This window comes from Sulfobacillus thermotolerans (assembly GCF_039623705.1).
Lineage (GTDB): Bacteria > Bacillota > Sulfobacillia > Sulfobacillales > Sulfobacillaceae > Sulfobacillus > Sulfobacillus thermotolerans.
The window spans coordinates 2,554,352-2,577,787 of the sequence record NZ_CP133983.1; the positions used below are offsets into that span (position 1 = coordinate 2,554,352).

25 protein-coding genes, 3 tRNA genes and 1 pseudogene are annotated in these 23,436 nt (G+C 51.5%); 21 read left to right on the forward strand and 8 right to left on the reverse strand.

From position 1 onward, the window contains the following. Positions 1–181: 181 nt before the first annotated feature. Positions 182–1,168: a hypothetical protein gene (locus tag ORD20_RS13250; RefSeq protein WP_146039018.1), complete on the reverse strand. Its 987-nt coding sequence runs from the start codon at positions 1,166–1,168 to the stop codon at positions 182–184. Positions 1,169–1,442: 274 nt separating this feature from the next. Here ORD20_RS13250 and ORD20_RS13255 point away from each other — a divergent pair, with 274 nt between their 5' ends. From ORD20_RS13255 to ORD20_RS13265, 3 genes are all read left to right on the forward strand, one after another. Then, positions 1,443–3,152: a recombinase family protein gene (locus ORD20_RS13255; protein ID WP_103375192.1), complete on the forward strand. Its 1,710-nt coding sequence runs from the start codon at positions 1,443–1,445 to the stop codon at positions 3,150–3,152. Next, entirely contained in the window at positions 3,149–3,733 is a 585-nt protein-coding gene (locus tag ORD20_RS13260) for a hypothetical protein (RefSeq protein ID WP_103375193.1), read from the forward strand. The genes ORD20_RS13255 and ORD20_RS13260 overlap by 4 nt, the downstream gene beginning before the upstream one ends. Before the next feature lie 166 nt (positions 3,734–3,899). Next, on the forward strand, positions 3,900–5,030 hold the full coding sequence (locus tag ORD20_RS13265) for a hypothetical protein (protein ID WP_103375194.1): 1,131 nt from the start codon (positions 3,900–3,902) through the stop codon (positions 5,028–5,030). 389 nt (positions 5,031–5,419) lie between these two features. On the opposite strand, the gene ORD20_RS13270 is transcribed toward ORD20_RS13265, so the two are convergent. Both ORD20_RS13270 and ORD20_RS13275 read right to left on the reverse strand, forming a co-directional pair. Further along, positions 5,420–5,504 (reverse strand) — tRNA-Leu (locus ORD20_RS13270). A 77-nt stretch (positions 5,505–5,581) separates the two neighbouring features. After that, positions 5,582–5,668 (reverse strand) — tRNA-Leu (locus tag ORD20_RS13275). Positions 5,669–5,784: 116 nt separating this feature from the next. Here ORD20_RS13275 and ORD20_RS13280 point away from each other — a divergent pair. The 10 genes from ORD20_RS13280 to dapB all read left to right on the forward strand — a co-directional run bounded on the left by ORD20_RS13280 (position 5,785) and on the right by dapB (position 13,665). Then, on the forward strand, positions 5,785–6,192 hold the full coding sequence (locus ORD20_RS13280; protein ID WP_103375195.1) for a cytochrome c maturation protein CcmE: 408 nt from the start codon (positions 5,785–5,787) through the stop codon (positions 6,190–6,192). A gap of 17 nt (positions 6,193–6,209) precedes the next feature. After that, positions 6,210–8,246, forward strand: a complete 2,037-nt coding sequence (locus ORD20_RS13285; RefSeq protein WP_103375501.1) for a heme lyase CcmF/NrfE family subunit — start codon at positions 6,210–6,212, stop codon at positions 8,244–8,246. Then, positions 8,239–8,466, forward strand: coding sequence for a hypothetical protein (locus ORD20_RS13290; protein ID WP_103375196.1), 228 nt, complete (start codon positions 8,239–8,241; stop codon positions 8,464–8,466). The genes ORD20_RS13285 and ORD20_RS13290 overlap by 8 nt, the downstream gene beginning before the upstream one ends. A gap of 2 nt (positions 8,467–8,468) precedes the next feature. Further along, positions 8,469–9,287 carry a hypothetical protein gene (locus tag ORD20_RS13295; RefSeq protein ID WP_103375197.1) on the forward strand — a complete coding sequence of 273 codons (819 nt, stop codon included), beginning with the start codon at positions 8,469–8,471 and terminating at the stop codon, positions 9,285–9,287. Further along, positions 9,280–10,008 carry an ABC transporter ATP-binding protein gene (locus ORD20_RS13300; protein ID WP_103375198.1) on the forward strand — a complete coding sequence of 243 codons (729 nt, stop codon included), beginning with the start codon at positions 9,280–9,282 and terminating at the stop codon, positions 10,006–10,008. Before ORD20_RS13295 ends, ORD20_RS13300 begins: the two co-directional genes overlap by 8 nt. A gap of 17 nt (positions 10,009–10,025) precedes the next feature. After that, the gene (locus ORD20_RS13305) at positions 10,026–10,673 is read left to right on the forward strand and encodes a heme exporter protein CcmB (RefSeq protein WP_103375199.1); all 648 of its coding nucleotides are present in this window, start codon (positions 10,026–10,028) and stop codon (positions 10,671–10,673) included. Positions 10,674–10,675: 2 nt separating this feature from the next. Next, positions 10,676–11,020: a hypothetical protein gene (locus tag ORD20_RS13310; RefSeq protein ID WP_430626258.1), complete on the forward strand. Its 345-nt coding sequence runs from the start codon at positions 10,676–10,678 to the stop codon at positions 11,018–11,020. A 249-nt stretch (positions 11,021–11,269) separates the two neighbouring features. Then, on the forward strand, positions 11,270–11,659 hold the full coding sequence (locus ORD20_RS13315; RefSeq protein WP_103375201.1) for a cobalamin B12-binding domain-containing protein: 390 nt from the start codon (positions 11,270–11,272) through the stop codon (positions 11,657–11,659). Beyond that, on the forward strand, positions 11,656–12,903 hold the full coding sequence (meaB, locus tag ORD20_RS13320; RefSeq protein WP_430626259.1) for a methylmalonyl Co-A mutase-associated GTPase MeaB: 1,248 nt from the start codon (positions 11,656–11,658) through the stop codon (positions 12,901–12,903). The genes ORD20_RS13315 and meaB overlap by 4 nt, the downstream gene beginning before the upstream one ends. A gap of 9 nt (positions 12,904–12,912) precedes the next feature. Further along, a complete protein-coding gene (dapB, locus tag ORD20_RS13325; protein ID WP_103375204.1) occupies positions 12,913–13,665 on the forward strand; it encodes a 4-hydroxy-tetrahydrodipicolinate reductase in 753 nt (250 codons plus the stop codon). On the opposite strand, the gene ORD20_RS13330 is transcribed toward dapB, so the two are convergent. Then, positions 13,649–13,825: a hypothetical protein gene (locus ORD20_RS13330; RefSeq protein WP_158246232.1), complete on the reverse strand. Its 177-nt coding sequence runs from the start codon at positions 13,823–13,825 to the stop codon at positions 13,649–13,651. The genes dapB and ORD20_RS13330 overlap by 17 nt on opposite strands. A 93-nt stretch (positions 13,826–13,918) precedes the next feature. On the opposite strand from ORD20_RS13330, the gene cysK reads away from it, so the two are divergent. Genes cysK through ORD20_RS13345 form a run of 3 tightly spaced genes read left to right on the forward strand, consistent with a single transcriptional unit; the run spans position 13,919 to position 16,213 of the window. After that, on the forward strand, positions 13,919–14,848 hold the full coding sequence (cysK, locus tag ORD20_RS13335; RefSeq protein ID WP_103375205.1) for a cysteine synthase A: 930 nt from the start codon (positions 13,919–13,921) through the stop codon (positions 14,846–14,848). Then, entirely contained in the window at positions 14,841–15,302 is a 462-nt protein-coding gene (locus tag ORD20_RS13340) for an RrF2 family transcriptional regulator (protein ID WP_103375206.1), read from the forward strand. Before cysK ends, ORD20_RS13340 begins: the two co-directional genes overlap by 8 nt. Continuing rightward, the gene (locus ORD20_RS13345; protein ID WP_430626260.1) at positions 15,302–16,213 is read left to right on the forward strand and encodes a LysR family transcriptional regulator; all 912 of its coding nucleotides are present in this window, start codon (positions 15,302–15,304) and stop codon (positions 16,211–16,213) included. Before ORD20_RS13340 ends, ORD20_RS13345 begins: the two co-directional genes overlap by 1 nt. 52 nt (positions 16,214–16,265) lie before the next feature. Here the strand turns inward: ORD20_RS13345 and ORD20_RS13350 are convergent, their stop codons facing one another. From ORD20_RS13350 to ORD20_RS13360, 3 genes and pseudogenes are all read right to left on the reverse strand, one after another. Then, positions 16,266–16,694 (reverse strand): ribulose bisphosphate carboxylase small subunit, encoded by a 429-nt coding sequence (locus ORD20_RS13350; protein WP_103375208.1) that lies wholly within the window; start codon positions 16,692–16,694, stop codon positions 16,266–16,268. A gap of 31 nt (positions 16,695–16,725) precedes the next feature. Then, positions 16,726–18,101: pseudogene (locus ORD20_RS13355) on the reverse strand (ribulose-bisphosphate carboxylase large subunit). A gap of 144 nt (positions 18,102–18,245) precedes the next feature. After that, positions 18,246–18,917 carry a hypothetical protein gene (locus ORD20_RS13360; protein WP_103375210.1) on the reverse strand — a complete coding sequence of 224 codons (672 nt, stop codon included), beginning with the start codon at positions 18,915–18,917 and terminating at the stop codon, positions 18,246–18,248. Positions 18,918–19,056: 139 nt separating this feature from the next. On the opposite strand from ORD20_RS13360, the gene ORD20_RS13365 reads away from it, so the two are divergent. Both ORD20_RS13365 and ORD20_RS13370 read left to right on the forward strand, forming a co-directional pair. Then, positions 19,057–19,659 carry a hypothetical protein gene (locus tag ORD20_RS13365; protein WP_242968442.1) on the forward strand — a complete coding sequence of 201 codons (603 nt, stop codon included), beginning with the start codon at positions 19,057–19,059 and terminating at the stop codon, positions 19,657–19,659. Between the two features lie 144 nt (positions 19,660–19,803). Further along, complete coding sequence (locus tag ORD20_RS13370) at positions 19,804–20,361, forward strand: cysteine hydrolase family protein (protein WP_158246233.1); 558 nt, start codon at positions 19,804–19,806, stop codon at positions 20,359–20,361. A gap of 98 nt (positions 20,362–20,459) precedes the next feature. Here the strand turns inward: ORD20_RS13370 and ORD20_RS13375 are convergent. Next, positions 20,460–20,536: transfer RNA gene (locus tag ORD20_RS13375), tRNA-Pro, on the reverse strand. Between the two features lie 240 nt (positions 20,537–20,776). On the opposite strand from ORD20_RS13375, the gene ORD20_RS13380 reads away from it, so the two are divergent. From ORD20_RS13380 to rfbB, 3 genes are read left to right on the forward strand one after another with little or no spacing between them, the layout of a single operon-like run. Further along, positions 20,777–21,844 carry a glucose-1-phosphate thymidylyltransferase gene (locus ORD20_RS13380; RefSeq protein WP_103375212.1) on the forward strand — a complete coding sequence of 356 codons (1,068 nt, stop codon included), beginning with the start codon at positions 20,777–20,779 and terminating at the stop codon, positions 21,842–21,844. 29 nt (positions 21,845–21,873) lie between these two features. Then, complete coding sequence (locus ORD20_RS13385) at positions 21,874–22,344, forward strand: dTDP-4-dehydrorhamnose 3,5-epimerase family protein (protein ID WP_103375213.1); 471 nt, start codon at positions 21,874–21,876, stop codon at positions 22,342–22,344. A gap of 23 nt (positions 22,345–22,367) precedes the next feature. Next, a complete protein-coding gene (gene rfbB / locus ORD20_RS13390) occupies positions 22,368–23,399 on the forward strand; it encodes a dTDP-glucose 4,6-dehydratase (protein ID WP_369825246.1) in 1,032 nt (343 codons plus the stop codon). The last annotated feature ends 37 nt before the right edge of the window (positions 23,400–23,436 follow it).

A 23,436-nucleotide genomic window follows, 5' to 3' on the forward strand; every position in this document is an offset into this window, starting at 1 on the left:
GGTCATGTAAAAGCGGAATTCTTTCCAGCGCAGCCCCTGTGTACCCTCTCCCCCCACATAGAAACCCTTACGACCCGTCCTCAGAGCGATAAAGCGCACACGTGGCCACACGTGGGGAGTATAGTAAGGCCAGGGACTGCGAGGCACTGGAGAGAGCAGTTATATCATAAGCTGGGGCGCATCAGCTCCACCCGATGAAATCTGGAATCGAACGTAATAAGATCCATTGGTGAATAATAACTGCAATTAAGTCCTCATCACTGTTGTAGTTTTTGACCTCCTCCCTTCCGCCTTCATAGAAGATGTTGACATCCCATCCTTGTGGTGCCGTGGATATCCAAACGAGCCGCGTCGTACTCGTCGGATGTTTGGGGACGACGAGCCATTTTTGACCATACGGACTATTTTGTTGTTTTAGGTTTAACACCACGTCCTGTGGCGCAACATTGAGACTGTAAGCACTGAATCTTTGGTTCCAGAGCTGTTCAAATTGTGAATACTGGCCCAGGGTATGGATTGATGACAAGAGGATGGGGATTGCAATATCATCGCTCGCAAGAGGAGCGCCAGTAGTGTTCCATTGCTCAAAGTAACTCAGCATCATGTCGAAATCTTGTTCCATGGCATAAATCTGTGCCGCAGTCAGTAGTAACCCTGCCCGATCTACATCTGCTTCATGGTCCAGTGCCTTTGTCAACCAAACGAGACATTCCTTACGGTGAGCAACAGGCAACTCTTGGGGAGGGTCAAAAGAAGTGATACCAGCCACCGTCCCGACATTGGCCGATTTCTTCCACTGGCGTTGCCCCGGAACGAGATCGATGAGATAAGCTCGCCGCGTCTCGTTAAATAGACGCCTCAGCATTTCGGTGCGTGCTCCGGGAGCCGAGGGCCATGCCGAGAGCGCTTGTTCCATTAGATCAGTAGCCTCCGAGAGGTCTGGCGTCATTACCGATTGGGTCCAGTAGCGGATGCCGGTAGCCCACTGCGCGGATTGCTCGTTGAGCTTCGTTTCGTGTTCGTGGTATTTTTGATCAAAGCGTGCATCTACTTGTTTATGAATCTGCGTCAAGGTGACGATGGCGATAATGCCGATGAGAATGCCCCCATAAGCGGCGATGCCACCAGTGAGTGATTGGATGATTGTGATCATATTTGATGAGATCAACGATATTGGCCCCTTCCTTTGTCATACCAAGGAGATTCGACACTGTCCGGCTAAATTCCTTGCACCGCGTTATCAGCGCTGATAACGCACTACTCCCAGACCCCGGCCTCTCACAGCGCACCCCCGTCCGTCATTCTCGGTAAGTCTCCGCATAGAGTGGACAACCTCCTCATCTCTCGATCATACTGGAGTAGAGACCATAGGAGGTGGAACCCCCACGAAGACCAGAAAAAGACTGCAGATTAAACAGCACGAGGGGCCAGACCGAGTCCTGTTGTATGCCCGTGTCAGCTCCGAGGATCAGGCCCAGAAAGATTTGTCGATCCCCCAGCAACTCCTAGAGATGAAAAAGTACTGTCAACAGCAAGGCTGGATTGTCGTCCAGGAGTTCGTTGATCCCGGCGTTTCTGCTAAGGACGCGGACCGGCCCCAGTTTCAAGAGATGGTAGCCACGGCGAAATCCAAGTCTGCCGCCATCGATAAGATTGTGGTGCATAAGCTCGACAGATTCATGCGGGATGTGGACCGGTCTCGGATTTATAAAGCCCTGCTGAGAGCAGAAGGCGTGACGGTGGTCTCGATGTCTGAGCCTTTTGATGCGGACCAGCCGATAGGCAAGCTCATGGAGACCTTGCTGGAAGCCTTAGCAGAGTTCTACTCCGCTAATCTGGCGATTGAGACGAAGAAAGGACAGCGTCAGAATGCACTGCGAGGCTGGCATAATGGGGGCAACGCGCCCTACGGCTTTGAACTGGCGACAGTGCAGGATGACAAGGGTCAGGAGCACCGGACGTTTATCTTAGCCGACGCGTCGAAAGTGGAGACGGTGCAGCACATTTATCAGTGGTACACGGACGAGGGGCTAGGGATTGCACGCATTGCGAAACGGCTGAATGACCAACATGTCCCGTCTCCCCAGAGCAAGTCCTCGAAGGGCTGGACTCCTTCGGTCATCCACCGCATCTTACGCAATCCCTCATATACCGGCTCTCGGGTCTGGAACCAACAGCCCCGGTATGGCGGAGGGAGCTGGAATCCCAAGGAGGAGTGGATCGTGGAGCCCGATGCTCACCCTGCGATCATCACGCCAGAAATCTTCGAGAAAGTGGAGGAAGTGGCGACAGCCCGGAAGGTGGCTCAGTTATCCAGACGCAGTGACCCTAATGGGAGCACCGGTGGCAAGCCGGTTCACACTCAGAAAACCGAGCGCAGGACGTACAACCTCTCCGGTTTGGTGCAGTGCGCACAGTGCGGTTCGAACTACATCGGGGACCCTGCCAGTCGTCTCCGTGCGGACGGCACCAGGGTTGTCTATCGGAGATATGTCTGCATCGGACATAAGAAACGGAAGATCTGCAATACGCACCTGATTCCTGCGGATGTGCTCGAAGGTGCAGTGGCACGGGCTCTGTTGCAGTGGATGGGACGGGACCCAGCGAATCGGATCCAAGCGGAGACCATTCTGGCGCAGATGGCGGAGACCCAGCAGACCTGGCAGACTCAGATGGATGCATTGCTGGCCCAGCGAGCAGAGCAGAAGGCCCAAGCGGACAAGGTCTTGGATCTGCTCATGGACATGGGGACGAGTGACCTGTTAAAGGAGCGGTTGAATATGGTCCAAGGCCAGCTGGCTCAGTTAGACTTGGAGATTGGGAGGCACAAGGAGTCTGCACCCCCATCGATTGATTCCGTGACGTTGCAGGCTGCGCTGACGGTCTGGCGGAACATTTGGTCTGATGCGCTCCGCCAGCACAAATGGGATGAGATGGCGCTCAAAACTCTGTGGTGGAAGAACGCGCTGAGACAGGTGATCGAGGGGATGACGGTCAGTGCAGACCAGACCACGGTGGAGGTGCGGTTGTCCTTGCCGATCGAGCTCAGTGCGGAGCAGGCAACCGAGTGGGTGGAGAGCTGGGCCGGTGATGCCGTGACTGCAGTGCCAGCGGGACTGCGGGTGAGTGTAGTAGAAAGTGTTGTAATATGAGGAAACCCATTGCGTGGATCATCCTTATGTCTTCAATGGCGTCGTTAGCCGTGCTAACATGGCTTCAGATATTACTCGAAAAGTTGCTCGGTTTATTGGGCCGAGGCTATATCAGGTGGATTGTAACATTGTTGATTGCATTAGTGATTTATCTCGTATTTCTTAACTCTTATGCAGTGAGAGCGTTGTCAGCTACATACTGGATCACGGTGGTAGGGATATTATTGGCGGGATTTTTGACAGTTTGGCTCACTATGCGAAGCTACGATCAATCTTATGATCGCTACAGGTCATGGGCATTCCTCGGGGGATTGCTTAACGTGTTGGTGTTATTCCTTTTTCCGATAATTCCTTTTGACGTGTTTTTGGCTCTATACGTGGCTGTGGGTACTATTCTGCTGACGGTCGCATACGAAGTGGCTCTCAAATCAATGCGCCAGTGGATTACCACATTACCATCCCCTGCGACCTCTGCAGGAGTAGCGGGAATATTAATTTTAATTTTCATTATGCTACTGGTTTTTTCCAAAGATGGACTAAGCAATTTGAATACATCTGAGAAAAAATTCCCTGAACAATAATTGGATAAGCAAAACCGAGCGTTGCTTATTTAGCCCACTAGGTGTGGATTATATATTAGATACCATTACAGAATGGCAATCAGGTCTTCGGTTTTAATTCGTAGAAGCAGGAGCTCGAAGCCATGAGATATGATGATATACTTATGAGTAGGAGGGTCATCATGCTATGAAACGGACGCATACGAGCATTTTTCTTCTATTTCCTACTTTATTGTTAGCAGGGTGTGGCACGACCGCAAACCTCGCAGCGCCTGGACATTCGGTCGCTAAACCGTATAATCAGGTTAGCACTGTCACTGCTAGTGTGTTGCATGTAGGAGAGATTAATCAGAACAATCACTTTTGGGTTTATTTTTTAGTCAAAAATAGTTCAAAGCAACCAATTATTTTTACAAATAATACCGTGGAATTGACATGGACAAATCACGGGCAGACATATAATCAAGGTACAGTGCAAACGGGATACATGCAGAATAATACGATTGGTGGAACCACTCCCTTCCAGATTGAAGCAGGACAATCCCAAACGGTGATTGGAGATTTTCCTCAGTTAACAAACATACCAAACCCCGGTAGTGTGAAGTTGGTGCTATTACTGTCCGGCAACACTTATCAGGCCACGGCTATCCAACTGAACAGTAATGAAGCGATTAATCTGGCAGCACTGCAAAAGGCGCAAGCTAAGGCAGCGGCTCAACAACAGGCTCAAGCGAATGCGGCTGCCGCCGCCCAACAACAGCAACAGTTACAAAGCAACATCAGCAGTGCAGCCTCAGCAGTGGAAGGCGATATCCAGCAGTTAAGTGCATCTCTGCCTGCCTTGCAACAGGACTTGCAACAGACGACGGCAGATCTACAAACGGAACAAAAGGACCTTGGGACTACTTATCAAGAGGAGCAGACGACTCTAGCCTTGGCCGCTCAGCATCCGAATGGGGATGATGGGCAAGTTGGCAGTGATGCAGGCCAGGTAGGTTCCGATGCAGGGCAAGTAGGAGCGGACCAAGGGCAGATTGGGAGTGATCAAGGCCAGCTAAATTCCGATTTGGCATCGGTGCAAAATGACGTCAGTCAACTACAAAGTGACGACCAGAATCTTCTATCTCTTGAGCAACAATTACCGAACTATCAGCCTTCGGGAGGTCTGCCGAGCCAGAGTGCTGTAAAGTCCGCCATTAACCAAGCCAACAATGCGATGGCTAGTGCTAATAAACAGATGAACAAAGATTTAGCCGCAGCGCAAACGATGGTCAATGAAGCCAATCATGACGCGACCGTGGCGGGACAGGCGCAATAGCTAGGGTATATTCATCTGTCCCATCTCTGAGTCAACGTTCCCGTAGGAAGCCGAGCGTCCAAAGAGGCTGTTTTTTCTATCAAGCGATCCGTACCCCCACGGACACATCTGTGTCTGAGGGGGTTCCGTGTCTTCTGGCCCTACCGTGACACTGTTGCGAAGATTTAGGACGCTCGCAGGGTGATTTATGGTAGGAAGTGGAGAAAATGAGTGGGGAGACCAGGAGTCTGGGCGGATGATATGGGTAAAGAGAGGGAGGCGGGAGAGATCATGTCACGCCAGGGGGACGACAGGACGATGCGCCAGAATCCTGCAACACCTCGGATGTGGCATAAAAAAATCACCCGGAGGTGGTTGGAAGCATGTCAAAAGTCTCAGGACAACAAAAATGGTGCCGGGAGGGGGACTCGAACCCCCACGGATCGCTCCATACGCCCCTCAAACGTACGCGTCTGCCAGTTCCGCCATCCCGACAAAAATTAAATTATCATGAAAAGGAGTACGTTATCGCAAACCTCTTCACACTATTTTCGGCTTGTTTAAACAAACAATGGTGCCGAAGGTGGGACTTGAACCCACACGAGCTTTCGCTCACGGCGCCCTGAACACCGCGTGTCTGCCAATTCCACCACTTCGACACTCTCTAAAGCCTTTGAGGTGCAGAAATGAGTGTATCATGTTTGACCCACTTGCGCAAGATGAGAGGGAGCTGCATTAAAAATACCAAATCTGGTAGCAAAGTTGAGGGTGGCACATGACTAAGAAGCTCAGGATGCAGATTGGGACGTTTGTCATACTGGGAGCATTAGCGTATTTGGGCTTTCAGGGGGCACACAATTTTTCTAATTACTTTGTTACGGTGAGCCAATATCGGCATCAAATGAGACGGTTGGCTGGTATGGACGTACGGGTGCAAGGCACGCTGTCTGCTCAAAGCGTCCATTACAATGCGGCGACGAGTACCTTACGGTTTTCTCTGGTATCAAATGGAGAAAGTCTACCCATTCTATATCACGGTGCAATGCCTAATGAACACTTCAAAAACGCTAGTGCAATTGTCAAGGGAGAAATGGATTCTCATGGGGTTTTTGTGGCGCAGAAACTAGAAATTCAGTGCCCCGACCATTACGCGCCTGCGCCTAATGCCACAACCGAACAGTGAGGTGAAGAGCTGTGGATATGCCGGATTTAGGGCGTTTAGCCTTGCTCCTTGCCGGAAGTAGTGCGCTGTATACCGCATGTGCCGGTTTTTGGAGTTACCATGTGAAAGGTGCACGATTGCGCGAAAGTGTGCGAGGTGCTGCCTTAGCCATCGCCGTGGCACTGACAGCCTCTGTCCTTGTTTTAGAATACTTGTTAATCACCAGTGATTTCAACGTACAAGCGGTTTATAACCATACGGATAGGGCGTTGCCGCTGTTATTTAAAATGGGAGCATTGTGGGGTGGAGACGCGGGTTCAGTGTTGTTTTGGGCATGGCTTCTCTCGTTGTATACCGCCTATGCTGCTTGGCAAGGATGGCCGCGCGAGCGTCGGCTCACACCCGTGGCGGTGCCGCTTTTAGCCGCCCTCTTGGTATTTTTTACAGGCTTATCAAATTTGGTGGTCAATCCCTTTCGCCTCACGGGGGGACACCCGCTCGACGGCGTGGGTCTTGACCCGTTATTGCAAAACTTCGTCATGACGATTCATCCGCCGGCGATGTATATCGGGCTCATCGGTTTGGCCGTGCCCGCTGCCTATTTACTGGCGGCTCTATGGACACGAACGCCTTCGCGGGATTGGCTTCCTGTGGTTCGGCGCTGGACGTTATTTGCTTGGTTATTTCTGTCAGCAGCCATTGTGTTGGGCGGTATGTGGGCTTATATGGAATTAGGATGGGGTGGTTACTGGGCATGGGACCCGGTCGAAAACGCCTCCCTCATGCCGTGGCTAACCGCAACCGCTTTTCTGCATGCATTGCAAATAGAAGAACGTCGGGGCATGTTTCGGTGGTGGACCGCCTTGCTTGGCCTATCCAGCTTCTTATTGACGTTAGTGGGGACATACATTACCCGCAGTGGGGTGTTGAAGAACTCGGTTCATTCCTTCACCGGCACAGGGGTGGGACCATATTTTGTGGGATTGTTTTGGGCATCCGTTTTGGTCTCGAGTGTCGTGTTGATTTTACGCCGTGATCAGTTGTCCGACAAAATAGTATTGAGCCATATCATTTCGAAAGAAGCCCTCTATTTGTTATTGGAAATGGTTTTGGCGTCATTGACCGTTATTGTTTTAGTTGGAACATTTTATCCCGTGATATCGAAAGCCCTCCATGGGTCCACAGTCGTTTTGACGGTCCACTTTTTTAATACCTTAAGTACGCCCTTGTTTGTTGTATTGATCGGATTAATGGGCATAGCTCCTGTCGTTGGGTGGCATCATGCGCGTTTGCAACAGCTTTGGCAGCGCCTATGGATACCTTGGGTGGTGGGGATTGTCTCCTGTATCGCCGTGTACCAACTAGGATTTCAGACATTAAGGTCCTGGGGGAGCGTTGGAGTCGTCGTCTTTGCCATGACATCGATGCTTCTCGACTTTGCGCGCGCTACTCGCGCTAGGCAAAAGGCGGGGATTAGGAGCGCGGGTCGGGCGATATACCACACTATTGTCCACAATCGCCGCCGTTATGGCGGCTATGTGGCGCATCTTGCCTTTTTGACGATAGCTTTGGGTGTGATCGGATCGCATGCGCGTCATGTGGCTGTTACACGCACCCTGCAGCCAGGCCAATCGGTCGTTTTACGCGGATATTATCTGCGCTATGAAGGATTGGGCGTCCAGGAACAACATGGTGACCAGTTGCTCACGGCGCATGTCGCCGTGAGCATTGGACGCCATCATGACGTCCTTATGCCTGGCCTGGAATTTTTCCCAGGGGATGCACAACCTGTGGCCCGCGTTGCCATTCACAGCGGGGTTATGAAGGATTTGTATCTCGTGTTAGAAGGCACACCAGGAGGAAATGCGGCAACCATTCAGATTTTTATAAACCCGATGGTGAGCTGGATCTGGATGGGCATGTATGGCTTAGTCGCGGGCACATTGCTTGCGTTGTCGGCTCCGGCCTTTGGCGATGCAGTTAAGGTGCGTCGTTGGGAGTGGCTTCAAGAAGAGCGGCGCCGCTTGACTGACGCGGCTTTGACGACCGCGGATGGGGGGCCCAGCCATGATTAATGAGTGGGCGATATTGCTATCGGGTGCTGTCATTGGACTCGTCTATGGCCCTACGTGGAAAGTCGATGAATCGGGAACGAGCTCCTCTACCAAGGATAACGAGGGGTTGGACGAAGCCATTGATGAAGCCTTGCAATCTTTTTGTGGGGCTTGTGGGGCCCTTAAGGAACGAGATCTAGGACAGGTCTGTCCCCATTGTGGAGCGATACAGGAGGATTGAGCATGTACAAGCGCTGGGTACTGGTGATTATAGGACTGTTGGGGGTGGCTCTGCCGGTGAGAAATGCGTGGGCTCAATCTTCCCCGTCTATACGCCTGGAAATGCTCGTGCTGCTCCCGGAACGGGGGCGTCTCGCTGTCTATGAACAAATAACGTGGGCGACAAGGGTCCGTGATCCAGTTATAGGGATTTTGCCCCAAGCGCAGGCTATTCACACCTCCACAAGAGCGTCGGTGGAGCCCGGTGGAATCCTTGCGATGCAAGGCCATTCTTTGCAGGCTTCAGCCCGTTACGATGTGCCGTGGAACGGACGCTCAGGGCAATACCGGCTTCCCGCCATGTCGAGCATTGGCACCGTCGCGTTACTTATCCCTCAAGGAGTTCGTGCGCCCGCGGTTCTTAATCCCACATGGGTATTAAAAGAGCGAGGAAAAATTCCCGGGGTGGCTAATGGCCCGGTATTTAAAGAATACATCACCACCATGGTCTCGGCGGGAGAATCTGTGCCCATTGTGTTGGAAGGCAAGGGCGAGGTGGGACCTACGATGTCCTTTCAGCCCCAAGGTCCTAGGTGGGCTATGCCAACATTGAGCGGCCTCATGATGGGATTAATGGTCGGCGTTGTCCTAATTGTGAAACGCTGGCGACCAGTCCCTAGTGGTCAGGAGAATGGTCTTGCTGACTGGGACCGGTTGTTAAGGGAGCTGGCGGTGTTGGAGGCTGCCCATAGTCGACGTGAAGTGCCCAGGGACTTCTATGAAGCGGAGCGGAAGGAGCTGCGCCACGCTTTAGCTCAATCAAGGGGGAATCTTGATGGCTAAGGAAATCACAGGGCCTATTTTACGCGCCCTGACGCTGTGCAAAACGATTGGCGCCCATGCGGTCTTGAGAGAGGTTTCCTTTAGCATGGAGCGTGGATCCGGCCTTGCGATTATGGGGCCAAATGGAGCGGGCAAGAGCACGTTGTTGAAGGTGCTGAGTGGCTTGTGGGCACCTTCTGGGGGAGAACTTTGGCGTTTTGGGAGGCGTGTCGGTGATGAAACAAGCAGCGACCAGCGTGTAGTGTTGCTCGGCCATCACTCCTTTTTATATCCATCCTTAACGGCTTTTGAAAATCTCCTGTTTTATGCTCATTTGTGGGGATTGCGAAAAGCCAGGCAGCGGGTTGTGGAGGTGCTGAGGCAAGTCGACTTGTTATGGGCCCAGAATGACCTTCTTCAGACATTTTCACGGGGCATGGTCCAGCGGGCGGCTCTGGCGCGGGTTTTGCTAGCCGATGCCCAGCTGCTATTGCTTGACGAACCCTATACCGGTCTTGATGGGGCCGGGCGACAGCTGTTGGACAGGATTTTGGGTGATCAAAAAAGGACAGGGCGCAGCTTTATTCTTGCGTCACACGATGAGGATGACGTCATACGTGTGGCGGATGCGGTAGCCCTATTAGTCGGTGGACGCATGGTGTGGTGGTCCTATACCGACAAGCTGAGACCGGAGCAGTTGCAAAGAGTGTGTCGGGGCGATTATGACAAGGAGGGGGCATAATTCGTAAATTTTGGTGGATTTTATATAAAGACGGAGCCGTTGAGCTAAGGCGCCGTGACCGGTGGACCGTGATGATGATTTTTGTGGTGATGATGGCGTTCTTGTTTGCACTGTCTTTGGGCTCACATGTCGCAGACTTGCATGCAGCTTTGCCGGGGATTTTATGGATGGCTTTCCTGTTTGCGGGCATGATAGGCATGGGTAAAACCTTTGCCAACGAAGTGCGAGAAGAGGCCTTAACGGGATTGATTCTAGCTCCCGGAGACAAGATAGCGATTTACTTAGCCAAGCTGACCGGAGCCTTTGTCTTCATGGTTCTCATTGAAATTGTGTCGACACCACTTTTTTTGGAAGTGTTTCAAGTACCGTGGAGGGGCCCATGGACCTTGTGGCTCTTGATTCTAGCCCTAGGGGCCGCCGGATTTGTTGAAGTGGGGACCTTGTTATCGACCATGAGTGTGCACACGTCGTCAGGTGATTTGATTCTGACCATGCTGCTTCTGCCTTTGGAAATTCCGGTCATGATTATGACAGTGCAGGCGACGCGGGATTTATTGACCCTGACACGCGCTGGTTTTTGGTTATGGATCCACGGGCTCATAGCGTATGATGCCATTTTCTTGGTGCTGCCGTTAATGCTTTACGACTATGTTTGGGAGGTTTGACCGTGAAGAAATTGGTCAAAGCAGATGGGTGGTATTGGCTCTTGCTGCCGCTCATGGTGGGGGCTTTATATCTGGACTTTGTGTGGAGTCCTGATGACCGCATTCTCGGGGCGAGCCAACGCATTTTCTATTTTCATATGGGAGCGGCCGCTGTGGTGTTGCTGGCTTTTAGTATAACGGCCGTCGCCAGTGTGACTTACCTCTTAACGCGCATGTTCAAAATGCTACAGAAGACCAGACAATTGGCGCGGGATATTGCGTTATTGGCGGATGAAGAAGGAAAACAAGACTTACCCGTGGCGGATGCTCCGTCTGTAGCACCTCATGTGCGCAGTCGGGAATTGTAATCTATCTTTTGACGTTTCGTTCTCTACTTTCATCAGGTGGCCTTATTAGCCTGTGCTCAGCCGGGTACGGGCTAAAAGGGTGCCTTATTCGACGTGATTCATTCTTATGTGTGGCCTACGCCTTTTTGTCGCGTTATTCTCCTGTTCTTCTATCCGAAAATGGTACACTGAGAGGGATTGCAGAAGGTGTGACGCTGTTTGGTCTTATACCATAGAATGTTATCATTCGGAATGCGAGGAGTGAATCGCATGATACGCGTGCTAGTGGCGAAACCTGGTCTTGATGGACATGACCGGGGGGCCAAAGTTATTGCCCGGGCCTTGCGAGACGCGGGAATGGAAGTCATTTATACGGGTCTCCATCAAACACCCGAGCAAATCGTGGATGCGGCATTATCAGAAGATGTCGACGTTTTAGCGATTTCAATTTTATCCGGGGCACATCCGACGCTTGTCCCGCGCATTATGGAACTGCTGCGTGCCAACGACGTCGATGATATGCTCGTCCTCTTAGGAGGCATTATCCCCGAAGATGATGTACCCGCGATGAAGGCGGCGGGCGTCCACCAAGTCTTTGGGCCAGGAACGGACACCCAGGACATCGTAGACTTTATTCGCCAGCATAAAGGGACAGCATGATGGATCTCGAGACAGTGTACCAAGGTATCCAAGAAGGACGCAGGCGCGCATTGGCGCGGGGTCTGTCATGGGTGGATGAAGGCTCGGACCGCGGTAATGCCCTGTTGGGAAGGCTGTTTCCTCATGCCGGGCATGCCCATGTGATAGGAATTACTGGGGCGCCCGGTGTAGGCAAGTCGACGCTTGTGAACGCCTTGACCTTGCACTTACGCAAAACAAAGCAGACCGTAGGGATTTTGGCGGTCGACCCTTCGAGTCCTTTCACTGGCGGCGCGATTTTAGGAGACCGCATTCGCATGCAGGATTCGGTGGATGATCAAGGCGTCTATATGCGAAGCCTCGCCAGTCGAGGTCACGTAGGTGGATTGTCGCGGGCCACCTTTGGGGCGTTGACGTTGTTGGATGCCGCAGGATTTGATGTAATTCTCATCGAGACGGTGGGGGCGGGGCAAGCTGAAGTCGATGTTATGCGTTTTGCCCAAACGGTGCTGGTGGTCTTGGCGCCTGGCCTCGGTGATGATATTCAAGCGATTAAAGCCGGGATTTTGGAGATTGGTAATATCTTTGTCGTCAATAAAGGGGACCGAGAAGGGGCCGATCGGACGGTCCGGTCGTTACGGTCTATGCTGGGACTCACCTCCACATCGTTAGATTGGGTACCGCCGATTATTAAAACTTCCGCCGATCGCAATGAGGGTATTGGCGAGCTTGTGCAGGCTATTGAAGACCATGTCCGAGTACCAGAGGAAAACCGTCTGGGCCAAGAAGGGCAAGGCTATTCCATGGCCTTATTTTTGTTGGACGGAGGACGCATTGGGATTGCGGCCCAAAGTGTGGGCATTATGAGCACGGCTCTAGAGCGGTCATTGGCGTATGCACGTGAACGCGAGCAATTTGGGCGGCCAATCGGGCAGTTCGAAGGGGTGCAGTGGCGGTTAGCTGATATGGCAACCGACTTACATGCAGCGCGGCTGATGACCTATGAAGCGGCTCACCGCCGTGAAGAGGGACCAGCCCAACGTCCTTTGTTCGCAATGGCCAAGTTATTTGCGTCCGAAAAGGCGGTACAACATGCCGCTGATGCGATTCAAATTTTTGGGGGATATGGCTACATGCGTGAATATGGCGTGGAGCGCTTGCTGCGTGATGCAAAAGTGACGGAAATTTACGAAGGCACCTCGGAAATTATGAGGTTAGTCATCGCAAGTCGACTGCTCAAAGAATACGATTTAGGAAACATTTAGGAGGATCTCATGGCGACGAAGATTCCTGTGGTGTTGGCCGGCGCAACCGGCAAAACGGGAAAGGAGGTGGGACGCGCTATCGCTCAGGCGCAGGACATGGAATTGATAGGTGCGGTGGGTCATTCTCATGTTGGGATGGCTCTAAGCGATTTATGGAGCGAGCCGGGGCTTTCTGTGGTCATTCGGGGAGCTGTGGACACCATTGACGCCTCGTATGCGGTGCTCGTAGATTTCACGGAACCAACGTCGGCCTATTCGCGGATCTTAGAGGCTACAGCAAGAGGATGGGACCTCGTCGTGGGCACAACAGGATTCTCGCCCCTTCAGCTCGATGCGATTCATGACCGAGTACAACACCAACAGAACGGTGCTGTCCTCATCGCAAATTTTTCCTTAGGCGCATGGATTATGGAGCGATTGGCCCAAGATGCAAGCCGATATCTTGATCAGGCTGAAGTCATTGAAGCACATGCGGCGACCAAACGCGACCGGCCCTCTGGGACAGCGAAGCGTATGGCCCGCCTCTTAGCGGATGGGTGGGGGCGAAGCGTCGAAGATATCCCAGTGCATTCCATTCGACTCCCAGGCATGGTGGCCCATCAAGCGGTGATCTTCGGTTCGAGTGGTCAGACATTGACGTTACGCCATGATGTGCACGACCGGAGTGCGTATGCGGCGGGAGTGCTGGCCGCAATACGGCGCGTTCACGAATTTCGTGGCAAGGTTGTCCAAAATCTGGGCGACGTTATTGTTCCGGACTAGATGATTCGCTTTCTTCGGCGATGCGACGAGCAATGTTTCGAAATTGCTCCCGCATGGGCGTAACGGGGGCTCTCAAATCTCGCAAAATGTCTTCTTGCAGTTTTTGCAGAGCCTGTTCGGCTTCAGGAACTAGCAGCTTCTTCTTTTTACGTGTCATCATATAGCCTCCTTGGGGCTAATATGCCTCATTTGGGGTGATATAATAATCACCACAATGGTTATAGGAATAGACGTATATATGAGGTGATGACCTGTGAAAACGTTTGGGTCCGTATGTGACCTTATTGGACAGACTCCTTTGGTCCGGCTCGAAGGACTTTCGCAAACGTTGGGTGCTACGGTGTTGGGAAAACTCGAATCGTATAACCCAGGGAGCAGTGTGAAAGACCGCATTGCATTAGCGATGATAGAAGATGCCGAACAGCAAGGACGACTGCATCCTGGAGGCCTGATCGTCGAGCCCACATCAGGCAATACGGGAGTCGGGCTGGCCATGGTCGCGGCGCGGCGCGGTTATCGTTGTATTCTGGTCATGCCTGATTCTGCATCGGTGGAACGGCGCATGCTCTTTGAAGCGTTTGGAGCGAAGGTCGAGCTGACACCTGGGCGGCTTGGCATGACGGGGGCCATCAACCGCGCTAAAGCTTTGGAGGATGAAATGGGTGCGGTCAGTTTGCACCAGTTTGATAATCCGGCGAATCCCATGGTGCACTACCGCACGACCGGCCCCGAAATTTGGCGGGATACCGACGGAACAGTGACCGCATTGGTGGCGGGAATCGGTACGGGAGGGACCATTAGCGGCACGGCACGATATTTAAAAGAACGCAATCGTGATATCAAGGTCATTGGCGTGGAACCAGCAGAATCGGCGGTGTTGAGTGGGGGACAGCCGGGCTCTCATAAAATCCAAGGAATTGGTGCTGGATTCGTCCCCGAAATCCTTGAGCGGTCCCTCATTGATGAGGTTATTCCCGTGCCGAGTGACGGGGCTTTTAAAGCTGCACGTGATCTTGCGCGTACCGAAGGGCTACTTGTGGGGATCTCGAGCGGGGCGGCATTGGTCGGCGCTGCGCAGTGGCTCCAACATCAGGATCGTCCGCAGGTCGTGGTGGTAATCCTTCCGGATTCGGGGGAACGGTATCTCAGTACGGCGTTATATCGGGAGGACGCCCATGTTTAAGCTATCTTCGGGCTTTAGGTCTGGATTGCGAATATTGGCGGTATTGGCTGAGCACGGGTCGGAGTCGCCCGTCCCAATTAGCCTTATGGTTCCTAAGCTCAATCTGTCCGACAAATACTTGGAGCAGCTTTTGATGAGTCTCAAACGGGCGGGTTTGGTTCGGTCAGTGCGGGGAGCCAGTGGGGGATTTGTTTTAGCCCGTGCTCCCGAAATGATTTCTCTTCTCGACATATTGACCGCACTACAGGGTCCCATAGAATTTTGTGATTGCGGCGTGCAGCAATGTCAGGACTGTCTTAGACCTGAAATTTGGGAGGCACTCGAGGTGTGCCTGGGCAGCTCCCTTGCGAGCATCTCGTTGGCGCACCTTATCGGCCAGGCGCCTTTTCAGATTATGGCCCACTCAGTTGTGTTGCCTGATGCGCCCTTGTGGCAGGACGGGGCAGGGATTTAATGGCTCATGAGTTGCTTAATCTTCACCATCTGAAGATCTTTCAAACCGTCGCCAAACATCTCAGCTTTTCACGCGCGGGCGAAGAACTGATGATTAGCCAATCTGCGGTGTCGATGCATGTCAAAAGCTTGGAACGTACCGTGGGCATGCCGTTGTTCGAAAAAGTGGGTCACCGTATTCGGCTCACAGACGCTGGTCACGCGTTATGGGAGTACAGTCAGAAGATTTTTGCGCTAATGGATGAGACGTGGCAAGTGCTAGGCGCTATGCGTGGGGGAGAATTGGGTCAACTCCGTGTTTCGGCTGATACGACGGTTGGTGTTTATGTCGTCCCTGAATACCTAGGCCAATTTCGGCGGGCATTTCCCCATGTCGCTATTATGTTGGATGTTGCCAACTGGACGGCGGTCATGGACCGTATTGCCGCGCGCGAGAGCGATTTAGCCGTGATGGGCCAAGTGCCTGATAACGGGGAAGATTGGGATGCGACCCCGTTTATGGAGAATGATTTGGTGGTTATTGCGCATCCTGACCATCCTTTAGCGGGTGATCGGGAGATTCGCGTCGAAGAATTGGCGCAAGAGGGATTTCTCGTGCGTGAGCCGGGATCTGGAACCCGGGCCACAATGGAGCGCTATTTTCAGACGGCGGGCATACCGTACCGTGTGAATATGGAATTGGGAAATAATAGCACGATTAAACAAGGCGTGGCTAACGGCTTAGGGATTGCGGTTATTTCGCGGCAGGTTGTCCAGTTGGAACTAGAAGCGAAACGGTTGGTGATTTTGCCAGTGCAAGGCTTCCCCCTAAAACGCTACTGGTATGTTGTCCATCTACGCGGTCATTATCTCCCGCCCCCCGCCCAAGCATTTAAAGCGATGTTGCTGGCTTCCACGCGTGTTAAGGCTTAAAGCACAAAAGAAAAAAGAGCGGCCTCCCGCCGCTCTTTTTTCTAAGCGTTTATTAGTCGGTGAACCGTTCGCCTGAGGGCTTGTCAGTGGCGTAACTGTGTAACGTGTACCGCATACGCCGGTCTTGTGCTTCTTGACGGATGAGTCCAAAACCGGGGTCATTAGCGGGCCGGTTGACAATGAAGGACATGGCAATCGTCTGCTTCCCACGCCGTTGGTCATAGGCATTGAGGCGAATATAGTGATTCGGATAGGCCTTGCGGCATTCGTTGACTTCATACAAAATGGCCGCCGGGTCTTTCAAATCGAACATGGGGAGACCCCACATGCTCCAGTACGTGTTGCGCGGGTGCGGGTCATCAGTAAATTCGAGACTCATCGGCCAGTTGTGGTCAAGGGCCCAGTTAATTTGATTTTTAATCTCGTCATCTGAAAACGGCGGCAGGAACGAAAAGGTTCCTTGCGTCAAATAGAATGCCATTCAAAATCCTCCTTTGCTGGTTGCAGCGTGATTAGACACTCGGGGTCGGAATAGCGTCCGGGGTGTCTGTGGACTGGTAGTTGAACGTCACGTCTTTCCAAACGTCTAGGGCCGCCTGAAGAGCAGGGGACATCTTGGCCGCTTTTTGCAAAATCTCGGGACCTTCGTTGAGAATGTCTTTGCCGTCATTACGGGCCTGAACCATAGCTTCGAGTGCGACACGGTTGGCCGTGGCCCCAGCTGCAATTCCCATCGGGTGTCCAATTGTTCCGCCACCAAACTGCAAGATGACATCGTCACCAAAATGGTGTAATAATAAGTGCATTTGGCCCGCATGAATACCACCGGAAGCGACGGGCATTACGCCGGGCATGGAGCCCCAGTCTTGTTCGAAGAACAGACCTTCTTGTAAATTCACCGCTACTTTGGCATCACGCAAAGTTTTGTAGTAGCCATGAATCATGTCGGGATCTCCTTCAAGCTTGCCGACCACGGTTCCGGCGTGGATGTGGTCTACGCCTGTGAGACGCATCCATTTGGAAATGACGCGGAACGATACGCCATGGGTTTTTTGACGCGTGTAGGTGCTGTGTCCCGCACGGTGCAAGTGAAGAAGCATTCCATTTTTTCGTGCCCACTTGGCCATGGACTGGATAGCCGTGTAACCAACGGTCAAGTCGACCATGATGATGACGCTTCCTAATTCTTTGGCGAATTCGGCCCGCTCATACATATCCTCCATCGTCGCGGCGGTTACGTTAAGATAATGGCCCTTGACTTCTCCGGTATCGGCTGCAGCGTGGTTGACACCTTCCATCACGTAGAGGTAGCGGTCACGCCAGCGCATGAAGGGCTGAGATCCAATGTTTTCGTCGTCTTTGGTGAAGTCTAGTCCTCCACGAAGGCCTTCGTAGACGACACGGCCATAGTTGCGCGCCGATAGTCCCAATTTGGGTTTCATGGTAGCACCTAAGAGAGGGCGACCATATTTGTCAAGGTATTCGCGTTCGACAACGATCCCGTGGGCAGGACCTTGAAAGGTTTTGATGTAGTGCAAGGGAATGCGCATGTCTTCGAGGCGTAAGCTCTTGAGAGCCTTAAATCCAAAGACGTTACCGATAATAGAGGACGACAAGTTGGCAATGGAGCCCTCTTCAAACAAATCAATAGAGTAGGCGATATAGGCAAAGTATTGATCTGTACCTGGGACTGGTACGACGCGGAAGGCTTTGGCCTGACAACAGCGGCTGCAGCTTCTTCAGGGTCTACGCCTTCTTGGGGAACGACACGAAATACGCAGATGACGTCGGTGTCGAGGGGTTCATAGTCAGGCCTCCAGTAGCCCATTTTTTTGTAGGGTGTAACACCCGAAGCCCAGCGGTCTTTGTTTGATTCAGTTGCGCTCATGAGTCTCCTCCTTTAAATTACGCATAACATCTTAATTTCCGACAATTTAATACTTTTGAAGCATAAGCAATTTATGCTTTAAGCATACATGAGGACTTATTATTTGTGAAATATGGATAAGTTTAAAAAAACATAAAGAAAAGTTTATGGTTGAGATAGAGTTTCGGACGATGTAGGCGGATGCGGTGTTTCGCTTAACAAATGACGAATCAGTCGCATTTGGCTGGTTAATTGAGATTCTTGAAGGGTGGGTTGCCCAGGCATTTTCAGAACAATAGGATTCAATAGGGCTTCGAGATTTTCGATGGCCTGCACGACAGAATCGGGTAAAAAGAGTTCATTGGCAAGAAAAAAGTCGACTGCGTGTTGATAGTGGCGTTTGCATTGACGATGCAGACAGTCAATATACAGCGCATTTAATTCATGGATAATGGCTTGTTCGCCAGAGAGGGAGTGTTCACGGTCTAAGATTTTGGCAATTTCCTTTTTTGAGGCCCCTACGGTCCGTAACGTTTCTTCAATATATCCTTGATGGGTTAAGGAAGCAAAAGGGACTGCATTACGGACGACGGCTAGGCTGGTGCGGTACGCACGATAGAACTTCTTGTAAAGAGTTGCATAGATTTTGTGCTGTTGAGCCTTTAGTTGCGACGACGCATATTCGCCTTCGCGCAAGAGTTGGTCGAGACGTTGCTCGTAATGGCGTAAGAGGGCGGTGTGATGGGTTCGCACAGTCCAAAATGCCACCGCATAGGCGCCAGCCAGGGATATCACTAACGTAAACACGGTTGTGATCCGTAACGTTTCTAAAGACATCGCGAACTCCTGTTTTTATTTAGTGTATCACGATCGAAGAACAAGCCCGCAACTTGTAAGGAGATTATAAGGACGATTTAGCCAAAAATAACCGGTATAAAATCATGCCGTCAGCCTCATCCTTCAACCGAGGTGTCCTATGGCAGTTACATTAGAGATTGAAGTGGATGGATTTGAAGAATACCCTATCCGACTCGATTCTGAGCAGTTAGAGGTTCACGGCCGTCATATTAATAGCGTCATTGACATTAGCCATATTACTATGGAACGAGGTACCGAGCTAGGCGTATATGTCAAGCGTCTAAACGAGACGATTGCTCAGTCGAAGTTCCATATGCGCTATGGACTGCTTGTGCATAACGTTTCGCCACCTGTTTTGAGGGCTGATCTATCATTAATCCATTTTAGGGAATGCAATTTTGAGGCGACAGACTTTTCGGGTTCCATCATTTCCGGTCCGCTATCTGTTGAACGCTGCATTATTGACGGCCAGTTGCCCCCTCTTTCTATCGGAGGCAATGAACTTTTTCGTTATCCTCCTGGCAAAGCGGCGCGCGAATTAGGAATTACAGACGTGAAAGATGTTTTGGTGTTAAGATGGGGGCTTACACAAGATGCGCGTCATGTAGGTCAGGCTTTTTTGTGGTTAGAACGTCGTTATCCGAAAACAGAAGAAGTGCTTGCCAGAGTCTTGCGCGGACTGCCGTCTCGTCGGCCTCGCTATGTGCATTGGACGCCTTAGACAAATATCCCTCACTCTATTAGATGCAGCATATCGAAAAATCTGCCGATGTTTTGACGTGGGTAATGCCGCCTTAACATGGGCTTGCTGGCTTATGATACGCTTTTAGAGAAAAGCTGTACTAATAAGGTTAGGGGAGATGTTATGCAAGCGGCACTGATTATCATTGATGCGCAACAAGAATACTTTGCACCACACGGACAATGGGTGGTTAAAGGCGGAGCGGAGTCGTTAGTCCAGATTCAGCGCTTGTTATCGGTTTGGCGAGAGAACCAAGGCGTAGTTGTCCATGTTGTTCATGAAGCCCTTGACCCTGGCTCTCCTGTATTTCGTTTGGGTTCCCCTGGGGTGCTAATGCATCCTGATATAAAGGTCATGCCAAACGAACGCCTTGTAACAAAGCACTTTCCCGGTGCATTCACGCAAACGCCCTTAGACGCCTATCTTCGCTATGCTGGAGTTGACACCGTGGTCATCACAGGATATCAAACCCACCATTGCTGTGATGCGACTACGCGTCAAGCGCGTGAGCGTGGTTTTCAGGTAATATTTGTTGGAGATGCCACAGGGACTAGGGATTTAGAATTGCGTGGGGAAACCGTACGAGCGGAGGATGTTCAACGTGTGACGCTTGCTGCAATGACAGGTTTTGCTGAGGTGCTTAATGCCGAGGAAACTATAGCAAGATTAAATAACGAGTAAAGAGTGGGATTTGACATGCGAGGTCCGCTACAGGAGAGGACTCTTTTATTGGGTAACTGAAGAACATCATAACATGAGATTGCACAAGACATTATAAATGGTCGGAGAGACAGGATTTGAACCTGCGACCTCCTGCTCCCGAAGCAGGCGCGCTACCAAGCTGCGCTACTCCCCGACGCCCGAACGACATTGTACCGTCTGTTCTTGGTTTTTGTCAAGATGTGCTGCATTGGCGTAACGTCCTCTATGTCACGCTGTTATTATAAACTGCCTGTCAGGTCGTTCTTGTCGGTGCGGTTTTTCTGGTTTTCCCTGGGGCACTTGCCGCCATTTATTTTAATGCGTCAATAAATGGTCAAATTCTACAGAGACGGCTACAATATTTTTGTCAAAGACATTTAAAGGGAGTCGATTGATGAAGCTCAAAGGGTTGCTCCTCGCAGGAGGAACGGGAAGTCGACTACGTCCATTAACCTATACCGGGGCCAAGCAACTGATTCCTGTGGCCAATCGGCCCATTTTATTCTATGCCGTCGATGCTATGGTTCAAGCGGGTATTGAGGATATTGGTGTGATTACAGGAGAGACCGGCGAAGAAATTCGCGCTAAACTCGGTACGGGAGAGGCTTTCGGATGCCATTTTACCTATATTCCTCAAGCTGCGCCATTGGGGTTGGCTCATGCCGTGAAAACGGCGAGGAGTTACTTGGGTCAAGATCCATTCTTAATGTTTTTAGGAGATAATTTACTGCGCAGTGGTCTAAAAGATCTTGTGGACCGTTTCAAGACGGGACAATATGCGGCTTCCATTTTGCTGACGGAGGTTGAAGATCCCCGGCAGTTTGGGGTGGCGGTTGTGGATCAAGGACGTGTCGTCCAGCTGGTGGAAAAACCGGCTGAGCCACCGTCTCATTGGGCGTTAGTCGGGGCCTACTGTTTTAGTCCGGACATTCATGAAATCGTCGAGATGCTAAAGCCATCAAAACGCGGTGAATATGAAATCACTGATGCGATTCAAACATTGATTGATCAGCACAAAGTGGTAGATGCGACATTTGTACAGGGATGGTGGAAGGATACTGGACGCCCACAAGATGTCATCGAGGCAAATCGCTTAATGTTAGAAGATATTCCCACACATATTCTTGGGCACATTGATGCGTCTAGTGAAATTGTCGGGCGCGTGCAATTAGGTCGCAAGTCACAAATTCAGCATAGCACGATTCGTGGACCCGTGGTGATTGGGGACAATGTGATTATCCGTGATAGTTACATAGGGCCATACACCGCGATTGGTGATGGCGTCACAATTGAAGAGACGGAATTAGAAAACACGGTGATTTTGCCCGAGAGCCATATTAGTCATGTGCCGGAGCGCATCGATCAGTCTCTGATTGGTCGTGCGGCGGTGGTTCAAGGACGCTCCCAGCGCCCGCGTGCGGTACGGTTGGTGTTGGGGGACCAAAGTCGGGTCGATTTATAAAATAGCGGAACGTTTAGGAGGTTTTTCACGTGAGCAATTTTGGGGAAATTGATGGGGTCAAGGTAAAAAAACTCATTCGCCATCCCGATGACCGTGGGTTTTTTCAAGAGATTTTGCGTGATGATGATGATCTTTTACGCAGATTTGGGCAGGCATCCTTGTCGATGAGTTATCCTGGCGTCATTAAAGCCTTTCATTATCATGAACGGCAAGACGATCTGTGGTTTTTTCCCGTGGGCTCAGCCCAAGTGGTGCTTTATGACCAACGGCCTGAGTCGCCAACGTACAAAATTACCCAGGTTCTTTATCCCAGTGAAATGAATCCGATTCTTATTGTCATTCCTGTAGGTGTGGTTCATGGATATCGTGTGTTAGGCAATACGCCGGCGATGATTGTGTACTTTACAACCGAATCCTATAGGCCCCAGGACCCTGATGAAAAACGGTTACCGTGGAATGATCCGACGATTGACTTTGATTGGCGCACGCAGAATCGGTAAGGGAGAGACAAAAAGTGAGGATTATGGTAACGGGCGGCTTGGGGTTTATTGGTTCACAGATGGTGCGTTGGCTGTTGGACAATGAGCCGGATGTCGACATTATCAATGTGGATGCGTTGACCTATGCAGGGAACCCGGCCAACGTTGCGAATTATGCTGACAATTCGCGCTATCAATGGATTCACGCGTCCATTGCAGACCGGGCGCAAATGGAGCCGTGCTTTGCAGACAAACCAATCGATGCAGTCATCAATTTTGCTGCGGAATCGCATGTTGACCGCAGCATTCAGTCAGGGGTTCCGTTTGTCGCGACGAATGTCCTAGGCACACAAATTCTTCTGGAATTAGCCCGCACTTATCATGTGCCCCGGTTTTTACACGTGTCAACCGACGAAGTCTATGGCAGCCTTGGACCTAATGGCCTGTTTCGGGAGACCTCACCGCTTCAGCCGAACAGTCCCTATGCGGCGAGTAAGGCGGCGGCCGACTTAATGGTGTTAGCTGCGGCGCGCACGTATCAACAAGACGTGGTGATTACCCGCTGCTCCAACAACTACGGGCCTTATCAATTTCCAGAAAAGCTCATTCCCCTCTTTGTCACCAATGGTATCGAGGGTCAGCCATGGCCGCTCTACGGCGATGGCCGTAACGTGCGTGATTGGCTGCATGTTGAGGACCATGTGCGGGCAATTTGGGCGGTGTTGAACTCAGGCAAGAGCGGCCAAATTTATAACATTGGAGGACATACAGAAAAGTCCAACTGGGAGATCGCAGAAGACTTGCGTGCTATTCTGGGACTTCCTGCTTCCGTCATCGTGCCAGTGCCTGACCGTTTAGGACATGACCGTCGCTATGCCATGGATGCCCAGAAAATCACGAAAGAATTGGGGTGGGAGCCTCGTATCGCTTGGGAAGACGGTATTGCAAGTACGGTCGCATGGTATCAACAGCATGAGGATTGGTGGCGTCCACTCAAGACGGGCGCATACCGGGAGTATTATCGTCAGCAGTACGGAGAGAGCGGGACCACTCGGGCCCCGTCAGCATCTCGATGAGGTTCGCGCTCGCGGTTTGGCTTGGACGTATTACGGG

What these genes read in the sequence shown, in the direction of transcription:
- meaB (WP_430626259.1), top strand. Translation starts at nt 11,656, where the DNA reads ATGATGGATCTCGAGACAGTGTACCAAGGTATCCAAGAAGGACGCAGG.
- ORD20_RS13265 (WP_103375194.1), top strand. Translation starts at nt 3,900, where the DNA reads ATGAAACGGACGCATACGAGCATTTTTCTTCTATTTCCTACTTTATTG.
- ORD20_RS13380 (WP_103375212.1), top strand. Translation starts at nt 20,777, where the DNA reads ATGAAGCTCAAAGGGTTGCTCCTCGCAGGAGGAACGGGAAGTCGACTA.
- ORD20_RS13315 (WP_103375201.1), top strand. Translation starts at nt 11,270, where the DNA reads ATGATACGCGTGCTAGTGGCGAAACCTGGTCTTGATGGACATGACCGG.
- ORD20_RS13365 (WP_242968442.1), top strand. Translation starts at nt 19,057, where the DNA reads ATGGCAGTTACATTAGAGATTGAAGTGGATGGATTTGAAGAATACCCT.
- dapB (WP_103375204.1), top strand. Translation starts at nt 12,913, where the DNA reads ATGGCGACGAAGATTCCTGTGGTGTTGGCCGGCGCAACCGGCAAAACG.
- ORD20_RS13260 (WP_103375193.1), top strand. Translation starts at nt 3,149, where the DNA reads ATGAGGAAACCCATTGCGTGGATCATCCTTATGTCTTCAATGGCGTCG.
- ORD20_RS13290 (WP_103375196.1), top strand. Translation starts at nt 8,239, where the DNA reads ATGATTAATGAGTGGGCGATATTGCTATCGGGTGCTGTCATTGGACTC.
- rfbB (WP_369825246.1), top strand. Translation starts at nt 22,368, where the DNA reads ATGGTAACGGGCGGCTTGGGGTTTATTGGTTCACAGATGGTGCGTTGG.
- ORD20_RS13340 (WP_103375206.1), top strand. Translation starts at nt 14,841, where the DNA reads ATGTTTAAGCTATCTTCGGGCTTTAGGTCTGGATTGCGAATATTGGCG.
- ORD20_RS13280 (WP_103375195.1), top strand. Translation starts at nt 5,785, where the DNA reads ATGACTAAGAAGCTCAGGATGCAGATTGGGACGTTTGTCATACTGGGA.
- ORD20_RS13370 (WP_158246233.1), top strand. Translation starts at nt 19,804, where the DNA reads ATGCAAGCGGCACTGATTATCATTGATGCGCAACAAGAATACTTTGCA.
- ORD20_RS13300 (WP_103375198.1), top strand. Translation starts at nt 9,280, where the DNA reads ATGGCTAAGGAAATCACAGGGCCTATTTTACGCGCCCTGACGCTGTGC.
- ORD20_RS13285 (WP_103375501.1), top strand. Translation starts at nt 6,210, where the DNA reads ATGCCGGATTTAGGGCGTTTAGCCTTGCTCCTTGCCGGAAGTAGTGCG.
- ORD20_RS13330 (WP_158246232.1), bottom strand. Translation starts at nt 13,825, where the DNA reads ATGATGACACGTAAAAAGAAGAAGCTGCTAGTTCCTGAAGCCGAACAG.
- ORD20_RS13295 (WP_103375197.1), top strand. Translation starts at nt 8,469, where the DNA reads ATGTACAAGCGCTGGGTACTGGTGATTATAGGACTGTTGGGGGTGGCT.
- ORD20_RS13360 (WP_103375210.1), bottom strand. Translation starts at nt 18,917, where the DNA reads ATGTCTTTAGAAACGTTACGGATCACAACCGTGTTTACGTTAGTGATA.
- ORD20_RS13350 (WP_103375208.1), bottom strand. Translation starts at nt 16,694, where the DNA reads ATGGCATTCTATTTGACGCAAGGAACCTTTTCGTTCCTGCCGCCGTTT.
- ORD20_RS13345 (WP_430626260.1), top strand. Translation starts at nt 15,302, where the DNA reads ATGGCTCATGAGTTGCTTAATCTTCACCATCTGAAGATCTTTCAAACC.